The organism is Nocardia sp. JW2 (assembly GCF_051843015.1).
GTDB lineage: Bacteria > Actinomycetota > Actinomycetes > Mycobacteriales > Mycobacteriaceae > Nocardia > Nocardia coubleae.
On sequence record NZ_JBPXLK010000005.1, the window covers coordinates 172,129 to 185,524 of the forward strand.

A 13,396-nucleotide genomic window follows, 5' to 3' on the forward strand; every position below is an offset into this window, starting at 1 on the left:
CTCCCTCGTACCGAACCGCCGGCTCGGGGACGCCATCGACGCTTGTCGTCGGGTTCACGACCGACCCTCCGCCAGTTCGGCGACAACCTCGGTCGCCAGCAAACGGGTGACGTGCCTGCGCCAGTCCGGTGCGCCGTGTGGATCGTCGAACCAGATGTTCGGTGGGATCTCGGCGAGCGCGGAGGTCAGCTCGTCCACGCTCGGCGGTCCGTCGAAATCCAGGACGACAGGTCGGGTCGTCGCCGCCGTGATCGTCAGAGCGCAGGCATCCGCTGTACGCCTGCCCATCACAACGGAACCGGAACGCCCGAGCGGAGCCAACGCGATCTTCCGAAAGCTGGTGCGCGCGTGAAGGTTACGCAGCGGGACGACAAAGGAGCGGACCACCGATCCCGGCGGCAACACATTCAATCCGGGACCGGTTACGAAGTCTCGCAACGTGATTCGCCGTTCACCGCCCTCGTGCGGCCACACCACCGCGTCGGAGTCGAGGGCGACCAGCGCACCGAGTACGGCACCGGCGGGCAGGGAAAGGCATACGTTTCCGCCGACCGTGGCCGTGCGCCAGATCTTGTGCGAGGCGAGCAGAGCCCGGCACGCCTGCGCGAACAATTCCGTCCCTGGCCAATCCGGCCGCAGGGTCTTCGAGCCGAGTTCCTGACCGGCACGCGCACCGGCGAACTCGGCGAGCGTGCAGGTCGCGGCGATTTCCAGGCCCTCGGCGGTCTCGACGAGCGACGGCCAGCCCAGCGTGGTGATGTCGATCAGCCGGTCGAGGTGATCGTGCGGTTCGGAGTAGAGGAAGGTCCCGCCGGCGAGCACCGCGCTCCCCGCACCGACCTGCGCCAAATCGGCGCGCCGGCGAGCGAGCACCACCTCCCGCACGGTATCCAGATCCACATCCACCTCGCTTACCTCACCAGCCACAGTAGGGGCGGCGAGTTGCCACGATGTTGCGCGACACCCACTCGAGATTGCGCCGCGGTAAACCCGATATCCACCCTCCAGTGTGCCCCTCCACCCGCGTTCCGCACCTGGTCACCCGATCACCACGCCGTGTTGGCGGCATCGGCCGAGTAGGTCCCGCCACCACAGCGTGGTGATCTTGATCGGGTGTCCCGAGGATCAGGCTCCGGCGAGGAGGGTGGCCTGGGCCTGGGCAACGTCGGCGCCGACGGCCGCTTCGTCGACCGTGGTGACCACACCGTCGCGGACCACCTCGCGGCCGTTCACGAACAGGGCCGCCAGCGGCGGTGCGGAGCCGAGGATCAGGGCGACGACCGGGTCTTCGATGCCCGCGTGGGCGGGGGTGTCGAGGCGCCAGAGGGCGAGGTCGGCGAGCTTTCCGGGTTCGATCGAGCCGATGTCGTCGGCCCGGCCGAGGACGCGGGCACCGCCCATGGTGGCGAGTTCGAGTGCCCCACGCACCGTCATGGCTTGCGGGCCGCCGACGGCTCGGGCGTAGAGGAGGGCGTTGCGTGGCTCCTCGATCAGCGAGCTCGACTCGTTGCTGGCCGCGCCGTCGACGCCGAGCCCGACCGGGATGCCCGCGGCGACCAGGTCGGCGGTGCGGGCGATGCCCGCGCCGAGGCGGCCGTTGGAGGTCGGGCAGTGGGCGATGCCGGTGCCGGTGCGGGCCATCGCCGAGATCGCGTGGTCGTCGAGGTGCACGCCGTGCGCGTACCAGACGTCGTCGCCGAGCCAGCCGAGCCGCTCCATGTACTCGGTGGGCGTGCAGTCGAAGTTCTCGCGGCAGAAGTCCAGCTCGTCGACGGTTTCGGCGAGGTGGGTGTGCAACCGCACCCCGGCCGAGCGCGCCAGGGCGGCCGATTCGCGCATCAGGTCGGTGGTCACCGAGAACGGGGAACAGGGGGCGAGGCCGATGCGCACCATGGCGTCTGGCGAGGGGTCGTGCCACTGCTCGATCGCGGTGGTGCTCGCGGCGAGGATGTCGTCGATGGACTCGACCACATCATCGGGCGGGAGCCCACCCTTGCTCTGCCCGAGGTCCATCGACCCGCGGGTGGGGTGGAAGCGCAACCCCACCTCGGCGGCGGCCGCGATCTCGGCGGCGAGCAGGTCACCACCACCGTGCGGGAACAGGTAGTGGTGGTCGGCGGAGGTGGTGCACCCGGTACGGGCCAGTGACACCAGCGCGCCGGTCGCGGCCACCCGCACCGACTTCTCGTCGATCCGCGCCCACACCGGGTACAGGGTCTTCAGCCATTCGAACAGGGTGCTGTCGGCGGCGAGCCCACGGGTGATCCACTGGTAGAGGTGGTGATGGGTGTTCACCAATCCCGGCGTGAGCAGGCAACCCCGCCCGTCGACCCGCGCGGTCTCCGCCCCGAACGCAGGCGCCCTGCCTTCCCCGAGCGCTTCGATCCTGTTGCCGCGCACCGAGACCCATCCGCGCCGATACTCGGTCCCGGACGCATCGACAGTGACGACCGCACACCCGTCGACCACCAGATCCGGCGCGCTCACCGCGACCACCTCGCCCCACTACACATCGCATGCACGACCGTCCCGGGGCCCGCCGCGCCGCCGACGGCGACCACACCCGGCCCGCTCATGCCGACCACGCCGTTCCGGCATCGGGTGCGTCCGCGCGCTGCAAGGTCGCGTGGATCGAACCGTAGGGGCGATCGGCGGCCCAGAACACCTCACCTTTGTTCTCGATATCGAAGCGGTCGAGGTCGTAGTCGAAGTGGTGTTTGTTCGGGGCCGAGAGGCGGATCTCGGCGAGCATCGGGAAACGTTCCAGCACAGCTGTTCCCATCGCATAGAGGGTCTGCTGCAGCGCGCGGGAATAGGTGGTGGCGAACAGTTCCAGCAGGGTGGCGCGAATCCCGGCGAACACCTCGTCCCAGTCGATGCCGTCGATTTCGGCGAATCGCCAGTGCACGTCGAGGGAAGTGGCCAGGACGCGATCGTTCGTGGGCGCCAGAGTGGTGTATTCGTCGACGAGGAAGTCGGCGAATTCCGACCCGGTCGACTTGAGCAGCACGAGATCCTTGATTCCGCCGATCAGCCAGGTTCCGGCATCGGCGGCCGTCACCGCCACGATGCGCACCTCGGGGCCCTGTCGCACCCAGGTGTGATCGTGTTCGGCACCATTGATCGAAACCCGCTGCCAGCCATAGGATTCGACATCGACGCGAGCGCTGCTGACCGGCTCGACGGTTTCGTGGAAATGCCTCGCCAACGCGATCGCGTAATCCTCGACCGTGTCGAGACCGACCTTCTTCGCGAAGGCGAACGCCGTGTTCTTCTGTGTATCGGTCGGCAGCACCTGCCGCTGATCGCCCTCGGTATAGGCCGCCTCGAAGTCACCCCGCAGCGTGGTCGTGACATTCACATCGCGGATCTCGTGGCGTGCGTTCTCCTTGTAGAACCGCACCACCCGGTTCTCGGCCTTGCCGTATCGGTTGTCGGTCAACATGATCGGGCCGGTCAGTGCCACGGCTCAACTCCCTCGGTAGGTCGAATAGGCGAACGGCGAAAGCAGCAGCGGCACATGCAGATGCGCTTGCTCGCCGACGGTGAAAGCGATACAGACCTCCGGGTAGAACGTCTCGACGCCCTGAGCCGCGAAGTAACTGCCGGTATCGAAGTACAACTGGTATTCGCCCGGATTGAGCCCGGCGGCAAGCTCTTTCACTCGCCCGTCGGCATCGGTCAATGCCTCGGTGAGCCGCAACTCACCGCGCGTCAACCACACGGCGACCCCCTCGGCGGGGACCCCGCGTACGGCATCGAGCACATGCGTGCTCAGCCCGGTCATGACGCCACCAGCTGTGTCAGGCGCAGCCGATTGATCTTCGCCAATTCGTCTCGCATAACCCGCCTTTCGGTCGTCGGATCGTTGTCGAGTCGCGCCCGCAGCACGGCGAGCAGTTCCTCGCCGCTACGGCCTGCCGCGCACACCAGGTAGATGTGCCCGAACTTCTCCTCGTAGGCCCGGTTGCCCTCGGCCAACCGGGCCCGCACGTCGTCGCCGGAGACACCGGACTGTTCGTGCGCGGCCGCGCCGGTGGCGCGCTCACCGATGCGTGGATGCCCGGCGAGCGCGGCGTCGATATCGGCCTCGTCGAGCGCGTCGAGAGCCGCGTCGGCGGCATCGAGCAACGACACCGCGTTGACATAGGGCCGGGCGGCCGCGATGGCCCTCGCCCAGCGCGGCGACGAGCAACAGGCAAGCAATGCCTGCTCAGCGGCGTCGGCGGGCAACGAGTTGAAGCCCGCGAGTCCGATCGCTTCCCTAGTCATCGATCCAGCATCTCCCCAATACCGGCGGCCCGCCACTCGAGCCGACCGCCGACGTACCCGTGTCGTCGCCCGCGCGCTCCCCGGCCGTAATCGACCGGCAACATTGCGCCATTACCTTCACCTGCATGCCCCGGATCGAAGCGCTCACGCACGACTCGTGCGCGGGCATCGTCCTCGCGGCGGGCGCCGGAACCCGCTACGGCAAACCCAAGGCACTCGCCGAAAACGGCGCCTGGCTCACCGCCGCGATCACCGCCTTGCGCGACGGCGGCTGCGACCCGGTGATCGTGCTGCTCGGCGCCACCGGCCCCGACCCGGCGGCGCTGAACCTGCCACCCGGCACTCGGTGGCACTGGGTCGCCGACTGGGCCACCGGACTGTCGGCGACGGTGCGCGCGGGCTTGGCCGAGGCGGCGCGGGCGGGTACCCGATATGTGGCCTTCCGCCCCGTCGACACTCCCGATATCGGTGCCGACGTGGTGGCCCGAGTGCTCGCCGCGGCCCGCGCGAGCGAGAGCGGATTGGCTCGTAGTGTGTTCCACGACACTCCGGGCCATCCAGTTGTGATAGAGAACAAGCACTGGGAAGCCATTTACACTGCCGCCGTTGGGGATGCGGGGGCAGGTTCCTATTTGGGTACCCGACAGGATATGGTGTGCGTCACGTGCGACGACTTGGCGACAGGGACCGATCGCGATTTCCCGGAAGTCGGCGCACGGTGATCGGAGATTTGAGATATGCGCGATATCGTCGATGACCTTCTGCGAGTGTGGCATTCGGGCGCTACCGGTGGCCTGGCAACGGTAGTCCGCACGATCGGAACCAGCGCTCTGCCGATCGGATCGGCAATGCTCGTCACCCCCAATGGCGGCGTCTTCGGATCCATCGCATCGGGCAGGCTGGAAGAAACCGTGTACGAGGCGGCGATGGAAGCCGCGCGCACCGGCATCCGGCAACTACGCCGCTACAGCATGCTCACCGGGCTGGAATCGTCCTCCGACGACGGCACCCTCGTCGACATTTTCGTCGAACCGTTCTCCTGCCGCGATTTCCCCGAATTCCCCACCGTCGCCGCCGACATTCAGGCCCATCGCCGGGTCACCGTGTTCACCGTGGTGTGGAACCAGGATCCCGACGTCATCGGCCAGCACCTGATCACCGACCGCAAACACGCCACCGAGCTGGTCGCCCTGCCCGAGTCGGACCTGTTCGTCGCCTCCTACTGCCCGCCGCCGCGCCTGCTCATCTTCGGCGCCAACGCCTACGCCGCCACCCTGTCCGCCCAGGCGCGGATGATCGGCTACCGGGTGAGCATCTGCGATTCGCGCCCCGAGTTCGCCGACCCGGCGTCGTTCCCCGGCGCCGAGGTGGTCGTCGACTGGCCGCACCGCTACCTGAACACGCTGTCCGCCGCGGGCGAAATCGACAGCAGCACAGGCATCGTCGTGCTCGCCAACGAGCCGCGCTTCGAGATTCCCCTGCTCACCGTGGCCCTTCGCCTGCCCGAACTCGGCTACCTCGCGGCCCTCGGCACCCCCGCCGACCAGGCCCGTCGCCTCGACGACCTGCGCGCGGGCGGCTTCGACGAGCCCACGCTGTCCCGGCTGCACGTCCCCGCCGGGCTGGAAGCGGGCCCACGCACCCCCGCCGAAACCGCCGTCTTCATCACGGCCGACTTCCTCGCCTCGCGCGCAGGCCTGCGCCTGGCCGCCCACCGCGACTTCGGCAACTCCACCTCGGTAGGCATGGCTATCTGATTCGCGGCCGGCGCCGCGGGTCTGCGCTATTTGAGGGAGGGATTCTCCGCGTAGATCTCACGGAGGATCGACAGGTCGAAGAGCTGGTCTGCCTTGATGTCGATCTCGGCGGTGCGCAGGGCGGCGATGTTCTGTTCGATCAGGGCGTCGGACATGGTGAGCAGGCCGTCGGTGCGGGTGGCGGCCGAGACGACCAGGTCGTTCTGGGCGGTGGCCTCCTTGATCTGCTCGTCGAGGGAGAGTTTGAGGTCCTTGCCGTAGACCTCGACCGCCAGGCGGGCCGACTCGGCGGGGTCGGCGACGGCGTCCTTCCAGCCCTTGATCTGGGCGGTGAGGAAGGCTTTGAGCTTGTCGCGTTCGTTGTCGATGGTCGACTGGGCCACGGTCAGGGTCTCGGCCACCAGCGGTAGGCCGAAGTCGGCGAAGAGGAAGTGATCGTTGGCGAAACCCTTGGCCGCCAAGGTGATCGGCTCGTTGGTCACGTAGCTCACCCAGCCGTCCACCTCGCCGTTGGCCAGTGGGGTCGGGTCGAACTGGGCGGGCACCACGGTCACCTCGCCGGGGGCGATGCCGTTGGCGGCCAGCAAGGCGCTGAAGATCAGCTGGTTGGTGTCCTGCACACCGATCTTGCGGCCCTTCATCTCGGCCGGGGATTTGATCGGCTTGCCCGCCGCGCTGACGATCGCGAAGGGGTTCTTCTGGTAAGTCGCGCCGACGATCTTGGCGGGCAAACCCTCCAGCACGGCGGGCGCGGTGGTCTGCGGTGCGGACAGGCCGATCCACACCTTCCCGGTGTCGAGACCGGCTTCCACGGAGGTACTCGCCGCACCACCCGCGATGAGATCTACCGTTCCGAATCCCGCTTCCTTGAAATACCCGCGCGAATCGGCGAAATACTCGCCCGCGAATTCGATGTTCTTGATCCAGGACAACTGCACCGCGACCTTGCCGTATTTCGAGCCGTCGTCGGTGGAACCGGAAGTCGCCGAACCACCCCCGCATGCGGCGAGCACGCTCGCACCGCCGATAGCGGCGCCGGTGAGCGCGGAAAAGCGAAGGAAACCACGGCGGTCGATACTGTTCATACGCAGACGCTAGATTCGCCGCGTTTCGTTTTCTTTGCCGCCAGGTTCCGCGACTATTCTTTCCGCCTTACCCCGAATCGGGCGAGCACCAGGTTTTCGATCACCCCGACCAGCGCGTACAGCACCACCGACACCACGGTGACGACCACGATCGACGCCCACAGCCGGTTGTACTGGAACATCGGAATGGCGCGAACCAGGGCGGCACCCAAACCTGTTCCGCTGCCGAGCCATTCACCGAGCAGCGCACCGATCAGGGCGCCGGGCACCGACACTCGCGCGGCGGCGAAGATCGACGGCAGCGCGGCGGGCACCGCGACCATCCGCAGCCCGGTCCACCGCGAGCCGCCGTATACCGTCACCAATTCCATTGCCTGCCTCGGCGCTGCACGTAGGCCGGTCATGATCATCACCAGCGCGGGGAAGAACACGACGATGGCCGTCAGCACCGTCACGCCCGTCGTCCCGCGGCCGAACACCAGCACCACGATGGGGCTCAGCGCCACCAACGGCACCGACCGCAGCAGCATCGCCACCGGCATAAAGGTCTGTCGCACAGCGGAATACAGCACGAACAGCGCCGCGACTCCCATCGCACCGACCATGCCGACGGCGAACCCGACGGCGGCGTCGGCCAGGGTGATCGCGAGATCGTCGAGGATCGCCTGCCGGGCCGTCGGCGCACCCGGTGAGGTGACCAGGTACGCCCAGATGTCCGAGGGTGTCTTGCCGACCCGCGGGCCGATCTGCGGGAACGCCCGAAGGAACAGCGTCCAGATCACGAGCAGCAGAAGCAGCGAGGTGACCAGCGGGAACAGGAACCGCCCGAGGCCGCGCAGCACCGTCATCGTTTCGCCTCCGCACTCGTCCACGGTGCGGCCACCCGGGCCAGCAGCGCGATCAGCACATAGCCGAGCCCGGCCAGAGCCGCCGCGGCCAAGGCCATCCCCCAGGTGCGCGGCACGTTGTAGGCGGTCTGCGCCGCGGTGAGCGCCACCCCGATCCCGCTGTCCACCCCGCCGAGGTACTCACCGATGATCGCGCCGAGCACCGCCGACGGCGCCGCGATCTTCAACGCGGCGAACGTATTCGGCAGTGCCGCAACGGCTTGGACTCGGTAGAGCTGCTGCCATCGGCCACCGCCGTAGGCGCGCACCAGGTCCAGGCTCGCCGGGTCGGCCGAGCGCAACCCGCTCACCGCGCCGACCATCGTGGTGAAGAAGCAGTACATCGCGGCCAGGAACACCGTCGGCGTGCGTCCGCCGAACACCACGAGGATGATCGGACCGAGCGCGACCAGCGGCGTGCAGTAACTCAGAATGGCGAGCTGGGTGGCCAGCGGTTCGACGCGCGGCACCAGCATGATCGTCACCGCGATTCCGATCGCGAGGGCGTTGCCCCAGAGGAAGCCGCGCAGCGCACCACCGGCGGTGACCTGGAAGTTCGGCCCGTACAGCGCCCACCCGTCCGACCACATGGTGGAGAGCACCTGCCACGGCGTCGGCACCGTTCCCCCCGCGACACCCGCGGCGGCGAGCACCCACCAGCACACGATCAAGGCCGTCACACCGAGCGCCCCGGCGAACCGCGCACCGCCGACCCACAGGTGCCCACCCAGCGCCGAGCGCACGCCGGTAACCGAGGTCGTCATGCCACGCCCGCCCGCCCGAACAGCAGCTCCGAGAGGTAGTCGTGCAGCTTGTGGAATTCGGGCGTGCGCATCATCTCCGGCGTGCGTGGCCGCGGCAGGTCGATCTCGACCAGTTCGAGCACCCGTCCCGGTCGCGGGCTCATCACCGCGACCACATCGGACAGGAACACCGCCTCGCCGATGCCGTGGGTCACCATCAGCGTCGTCGCGGGCTTCTCGGTCCAGATCCACAGCAGTTCCAGGTTCAGCCGCTGTCGGGTCATATCGTCCAGGGCACCGAACGGTTCGTCGAGCAGCAGCACCGACGGTTCGACCACCAGCGCCCGCGCGATGGATACCCGCTGACGCATCCCACCCGACAACTGCGCGGGCTTGGCCTTCTCGAATCCCTCGAGCCCGACCAGCGCGACCAGGTCCGCGATCCGCTCCCGGTCCACGGGCAGCCCCGCCACCTGCAAAGGCAGCGCGATATTCGACACGACACTGCGCCACGGCAGCAGCGCCGAATCCTGGAACGCGATGCCCAGCTCATGTGAACCACGCAACTGCGCCGGGGTGTGGCCGTTGATTCGCGCGCTCCCCGCGCTCGGTTCGTCGAGGCCGGCCAGGATCCGCAGCACGGTCGACTTCCCACAGCCCGATGGCCCGAGCAACGACAGGAACGCGCCGTCGGCGGTGTGCAGGTCGACCGAATCCAAGGCGTGCACGGTGTCGCGCCCCACCCGGAACGACTTGGATAATCCGCTGACCTCTATACCCATGGCGTCACCCTAAGAGCGCCCGGTTTCCCCGATATTTCCGATTCACCGGCGGTTATTGCGCGACCGTTAAGTCCACAGATTGGGACTCGTAACAGTTTCACTCTCGGGGAGGACATAAGATACCGGAGGATCTGACAGCCTCGTCGCCACCGGGCGTATACCCGGTGCGCGGGGACCAACTGCGATGACGGCGCCGACACGGCCCGTGGACTGGAACCGACTGTTCGATGAAACTTTCTGCACTACGAAATGTCGCCGCGCTGCGCACGACGGCCGTGGCCCTGACCGCCGCCATGTCGGTGGCGGCGCTCGCCGGTGGCGCCTCGGCCCAGCCGGAGAAGGCATCCTCGGTGACCTCGGTCGTCAAGGAAGGACGCACCTGGCACCTGAAGGTGTACTCGGCGGCGATGAAGAAAGACATCACCATCGACGTGCAGCGCCCCGTCGACGAGTCGCAGCCCGCGCCCAACTTCTACATGCTCAACGGCCTCGACGCCGGTGAGGGCACCGCGAGCTGGGCCGCGCAGACCAACGCGCTCGGATTCCTCGCCGACAAGCAGGTCAATGTCATCCAGCCCATCGGTGGTCGCGGCAGCTACTACACCGACTGGAAGCAGGAAGACCCCAAGCTGGGTCTGAACAAGTGGAAGACCTTCTTCACCGAAGAGCTCCCGCCGCTGCTCGACAGCACCCTGAACTCGACCGGCCTGAACGCGCTGGCCGGCCTGTCCACCTCCGGCACCTCGGTGCTGCAGCTGGCCGAGGCCAAGCCGGGCCTGTTCAAGTCGGTGGCCGCCTACAGCGGTTGCGCGCAGATCGCCGACCCGCTGGGCAAGCAGGCCGTCAAGTTCTCGGTGGAGACCTGGGCGGGCGGCAAGACCGCCAACATGTACGGCGCCGACAACGATCCGGCCTGGGTGGAGAACGACCCGGTCATCAACGCCGAGAAGCTGCGCGGCACCAACCTCTACATCTCCAGCGGTAGCGGCATGCCGTCCAACGCCGATGTCGAGTACTACCTCAGCAACGCGCCCGGCCCGATGGGTGCGATCAACCTCGGCCTCGGTGTCGGCATCGAGGCGGCGACCAACGCCTGCAGCCAGAACCTGAAGGCCAAGCTGGATTCGCTGAGCATCCCGGCGACCTACCAGTTCACCCCGATGGGCACCCACTACTGGCCCTACTGGGAGCAGGCGCTGCACGATTCGTGGCCGCTGCTCGCCCAGGGTATGGGTATCTGATTCGCGGTAAGCATTGAAACGGGAGGCGTCCTTCGGGCGCCTCCCGTTCTCGTTTCTCAGGCCGTGCGCGCGGGCAGGCCGGAACGGATGAAGTAGGCGATCTGGTCGCAGATCTCGTCGACCGAGATCGCGTCGCCCGGCACGGTGGCGTGCACCATTTCCTGGGCGAGCGAGGTGACCGCGCCGATCAGCGCGAGGGTGAACAGGTGAAAACTGCGCGAGGGCGCCTCACCGCGTTCGGCGGCGCGTTGCGCCTCGCGGGTGAGCAGCGCCGAAATCGAACGCCGTTGCGCGCGCCGCCATTCCTCCACCGCCGGGCTCACCCCGACGATCTCCACATAGAAAACCCGTGCGGCCCGCCGGTCGCGGCAGGTCACCGAGAGAAACGCGCGGAAACTCTCCACCACGCGCACCACGAGCGGCTGTTCACGGGTGCGGTCGAGGGCTTCGTCGAGTCGTTGCAGCGCGGCGGAATTGAGCCGGTCGACCAGCGCGATCAGCAGCGCTTCGCGGCTGCCGATGTCTTCGTAGAAACTGCGCGTCGACACATTCGCAGTGGCACACAATCGCTCGATCGAGGTCGACGAATAACCACGGGTTCCGAACAATTCCAGTGCCGCGTCGGTCAAACGGCTCCGGCGTAGGGCAATTCGCTGCTCGCGCGACAATCCACCATAACTTCGACCACTCTCGACTTCTGCCGCACGCCGTACCACCCGTGCATGCTAGCGCGCGAACGGCACGAATCCGGTGGAATCGTCAGCCACCAATTCTATTGGCACACGGCGAATTACTCGGAGTCGTCGATCGGTTCGGCCAGCGGCCAGCCACCGGCCGCCAGGTGCGAAGCCACCCGCGACACGTCCTCGGCGGCGGGCTGCTGTTTCGCGAAATCGGCGACCGCCGCCGCGATCTCGGCATGGCTGATGGATTCGCGGTTCGGATTGGCCGCGATCAACTGTTCGCCGATGGCCACCACCTCGTAATCGGTGAGGTTGCGGTGCAGCACCGCGAACAGCGCGACATAGTCCGATTGCGGAATGCCCTGCGGGTAGCCGGCGCGCAGCCAGCCGAGCACCCGCGACATCAGGCCGGGCCGTACCGGTGGGGTGGATGACGAGTCGGTCATTGGTCCTCGCTCAGGATTGTCCGAACAGGTGGATGCCGAACTGGTGCGCGATGAAAGCCTTTGCCGTGAACAGGATTCCGCAGATCACCAGTACGACGATGAGAACGACGCAGACGAACGCGCCCGCGAGGGCGAGATGGTTGCGCCGCACCCCTCCGTCGGCGTCGACCGTTTCGCCGTTGGCCCACCAGCGCACCGCGAACGCGAAGACGGCGGGCACGCCCGCGCCGAGAACGAGTGCGGCGATCAGCACATCCCACAGTTCACGCAGATTCAGCCAGAGTGTGTGCATCCCGGTGTCCTCCTATTCCGGCCGCGGGTGGTCGGGTTCGGCCGAGGCCCATTCCTCGTTGACGTTGTGGTGGTCGACCGGGTCGCGGCGCGAGCGCAGGTAGATCGCCAGCGCTCCGAAGACCAGTATCGCGAACACCACGAGCACTCCGGCCAGCCCGCCGATCAGATGCGCCACCAGCCAGCAGATCGCACCGACCACGCCCGCCGCGGGCAGGGTGAGCATCCATGCGACAACCATGCGGCCCATCACGCCCCAGCGCACCTCGGCGCCCTTACCGATGCCGGTGCCGAGGATGGCGCCGGTCGCGGTCTGCGTGGTCGACAGCGGCAGCCCGAAGTGCGCGGAGGTGAGGATGATCGCCGCCGAGGTGGATTCGGCCGCGAGGCCCTGCGGCGACTCGATCTCGACGAGGCCCTTGCCGAGGGTCCGGATGATGCGCCACCCGCCGAGGTAGGTGCCAAGCGCGATGGCGAAGGCGCAGGAGGCCATCACCCACAGCGGCATGTGGTCGTCGGCGTCGATCGAGCCGTAGGCCACCAGCGCGAGGAAGATGACGCCCATCGTCTTCTGCGCGTCGTTGGTGCCGTGGGCGAGCGAGACCAGCGACGCCGACCCGATCTGGCCCCACCGGAAGCCCTCGTCGGTCTTGTCCCGGCTCACCCCACGGGTGATGCGGTACACCAGGTAGGTGCCGATCGCGGCGACCAGCGCGGCGACCACCGGCGCCAGCACCGCGGGCAGCACGATCTTCACCAGCACGCCCTCGGTGCCCGACACCCAGATCACGCCGCTCCAACCGAGCGCGGCGAGCGTGGCGCCGATCAGCCCGCCGAACAGGGCATGCGAGGAACTCGACGGCAGGCCGAGCAACCAGGTGAACAGATTCCACAGGATGCCGCCGACGAGCCCCGCGAACACGATCACCAGCAGATCCTGGCCCTGCACCTCGTCGAGCCGCACGATCCCCTTGGCGACGGTCGCGGCGACGGCCACCGAGAGGAACGCGCCGATCAGGTTCAGCGCACCCGAGATCGCCACGGCCGTCTTCGGCTTCAACGCACCGGTGGCGATGGAGGTCGCCATGGCGTTGGCCGTGTCGTGGAAGCCGTTGGTGAAGTCGAAGGCGAGAGCTGTGACGATGACGATCAACAGGACCACAAGTTCGGCGCTCACCCGAACAGTGTGTCGTATGGCCGTTCCGGATT

The 13,396-nt window shown here is 67.6% G+C and carries 16 protein-coding genes; 3 read left to right on the forward strand and 13 right to left on the reverse strand.

The features are described from left to right. Window positions 1–54: 54 nt before the first annotated feature. The 5 genes from ACSVDM_RS10165 to uraD all read right to left on the reverse strand — a co-directional run bounded on the left by ACSVDM_RS10165 (window position 55) and on the right by uraD (window position 4,272). Window positions 55–906 (reverse strand): FAD binding domain-containing protein, encoded by an 852-nt coding sequence (locus ACSVDM_RS10165; RefSeq protein ID WP_439264194.1) that lies wholly within the window; start codon window positions 904–906, stop codon window positions 55–57. 219 nt (window positions 907–1,125) lie between these two features. Then, the gene (locus ACSVDM_RS10170) at window positions 1,126–2,496 is read right to left on the reverse strand and encodes an 8-oxoguanine deaminase (protein WP_439264196.1); all 1,371 of its coding nucleotides are present in this window, start codon (window positions 2,494–2,496) and stop codon (window positions 1,126–1,128) included. A 76-nt stretch (window positions 2,497–2,572) separates the two neighbouring features. Further along, window positions 2,573–3,445, reverse strand: coding sequence for a factor-independent urate hydroxylase (gene pucL, locus ACSVDM_RS10175; RefSeq protein WP_439264411.1), 873 nt, complete (start codon window positions 3,443–3,445; stop codon window positions 2,573–2,575). A gap of 24 nt (window positions 3,446–3,469) precedes the next feature. Further along, window positions 3,470–3,787: a hydroxyisourate hydrolase gene (uraH, locus tag ACSVDM_RS10180; protein WP_439264198.1), complete on the reverse strand. Its 318-nt coding sequence runs from the start codon at window positions 3,785–3,787 to the stop codon at window positions 3,470–3,472. Further along, window positions 3,784–4,272 carry a 2-oxo-4-hydroxy-4-carboxy-5-ureidoimidazoline decarboxylase gene (gene uraD / locus ACSVDM_RS10185; protein WP_067641959.1) on the reverse strand — a complete coding sequence of 163 codons (489 nt, stop codon included), beginning with the start codon at window positions 4,270–4,272 and terminating at the stop codon, window positions 3,784–3,786. Before uraD ends, uraH begins: the two co-directional genes overlap by 4 nt. A gap of 125 nt (window positions 4,273–4,397) precedes the next feature. On the opposite strand from uraD, the gene ACSVDM_RS10190 reads away from it, so the two are divergent. Together ACSVDM_RS10190 and ACSVDM_RS10195 are read left to right on the forward strand one after the other, a co-directional pair. Continuing rightward, window positions 4,398–4,994, forward strand: coding sequence for a nucleotidyltransferase family protein (locus ACSVDM_RS10190; RefSeq protein WP_439264200.1), 597 nt, complete (start codon window positions 4,398–4,400; stop codon window positions 4,992–4,994). Between the two features lie 15 nt (window positions 4,995–5,009). Then, window positions 5,010–6,029, forward strand: coding sequence for an XdhC family protein (locus ACSVDM_RS10195; RefSeq protein ID WP_067641961.1), 1,020 nt, complete (start codon window positions 5,010–5,012; stop codon window positions 6,027–6,029). Window positions 6,030–6,055: 26 nt separating this feature from the next. Here ACSVDM_RS10195 and ACSVDM_RS10200 read toward each other — a convergent pair whose 3' ends face one another. Genes ACSVDM_RS10200 through ACSVDM_RS10215 form a run of 4 tightly spaced genes read right to left on the reverse strand, consistent with a single transcriptional unit; the run spans window position 6,056 to window position 9,526 of the window. After that, window positions 6,056–7,114 carry an ABC transporter substrate-binding protein gene (locus tag ACSVDM_RS10200; RefSeq protein ID WP_439264203.1) on the reverse strand — a complete coding sequence of 353 codons (1,059 nt, stop codon included), beginning with the start codon at window positions 7,112–7,114 and terminating at the stop codon, window positions 6,056–6,058. Between the two features lie 53 nt (window positions 7,115–7,167). After that, window positions 7,168–7,962, reverse strand: a complete 795-nt coding sequence (locus ACSVDM_RS10205; RefSeq protein WP_439264205.1) for an ABC transporter permease — start codon at window positions 7,960–7,962, stop codon at window positions 7,168–7,170. Continuing rightward, window positions 7,959–8,765: an ABC transporter permease gene (locus ACSVDM_RS10210; RefSeq protein ID WP_439264207.1), complete on the reverse strand. Its 807-nt coding sequence runs from the start codon at window positions 8,763–8,765 to the stop codon at window positions 7,959–7,961. Before ACSVDM_RS10210 ends, ACSVDM_RS10205 begins: the two co-directional genes overlap by 4 nt. After that, window positions 8,762–9,526, reverse strand: coding sequence for an ABC transporter ATP-binding protein (locus ACSVDM_RS10215; RefSeq protein ID WP_439264209.1), 765 nt, complete (start codon window positions 9,524–9,526; stop codon window positions 8,762–8,764). The genes ACSVDM_RS10210 and ACSVDM_RS10215 overlap by 4 nt, the downstream gene beginning before the upstream one ends. Window positions 9,527–9,753: 227 nt before the next feature. Here ACSVDM_RS10215 and ACSVDM_RS10220 point away from each other — a divergent pair, with 227 nt between their 5' ends. Continuing rightward, window positions 9,754–10,767 (forward strand): alpha/beta hydrolase, encoded by a 1,014-nt coding sequence (locus ACSVDM_RS10220; protein WP_225278443.1) that lies wholly within the window; start codon window positions 9,754–9,756, stop codon window positions 10,765–10,767. Between the two features lie 56 nt (window positions 10,768–10,823). On the opposite strand, the gene ACSVDM_RS10225 is transcribed toward ACSVDM_RS10220, so the two are convergent. The 4 genes from ACSVDM_RS10225 to ACSVDM_RS10240 form a co-directional block, all read right to left on the reverse strand. Next, a complete protein-coding gene (locus tag ACSVDM_RS10225; protein ID WP_067484741.1) occupies window positions 10,824–11,483 on the reverse strand; it encodes a TetR/AcrR family transcriptional regulator in 660 nt (219 codons plus the stop codon). Between the two features lie 74 nt (window positions 11,484–11,557). After that, window positions 11,558–11,896, reverse strand: coding sequence for a DUF3349 domain-containing protein (locus ACSVDM_RS10230; protein ID WP_067979280.1), 339 nt, complete (start codon window positions 11,894–11,896; stop codon window positions 11,558–11,560). A gap of 10 nt (window positions 11,897–11,906) precedes the next feature. Next, window positions 11,907–12,188 (reverse strand): hypothetical protein, encoded by a 282-nt coding sequence (locus tag ACSVDM_RS10235; protein ID WP_439264212.1) that lies wholly within the window; start codon window positions 12,186–12,188, stop codon window positions 11,907–11,909. Between the two features lie 12 nt (window positions 12,189–12,200). After that, a complete protein-coding gene (locus ACSVDM_RS10240) occupies window positions 12,201–13,364 on the reverse strand; it encodes an inorganic phosphate transporter (RefSeq protein ID WP_439264214.1) in 1,164 nt (387 codons plus the stop codon). Window positions 13,365–13,396 lie beyond the last annotated feature (32 nt).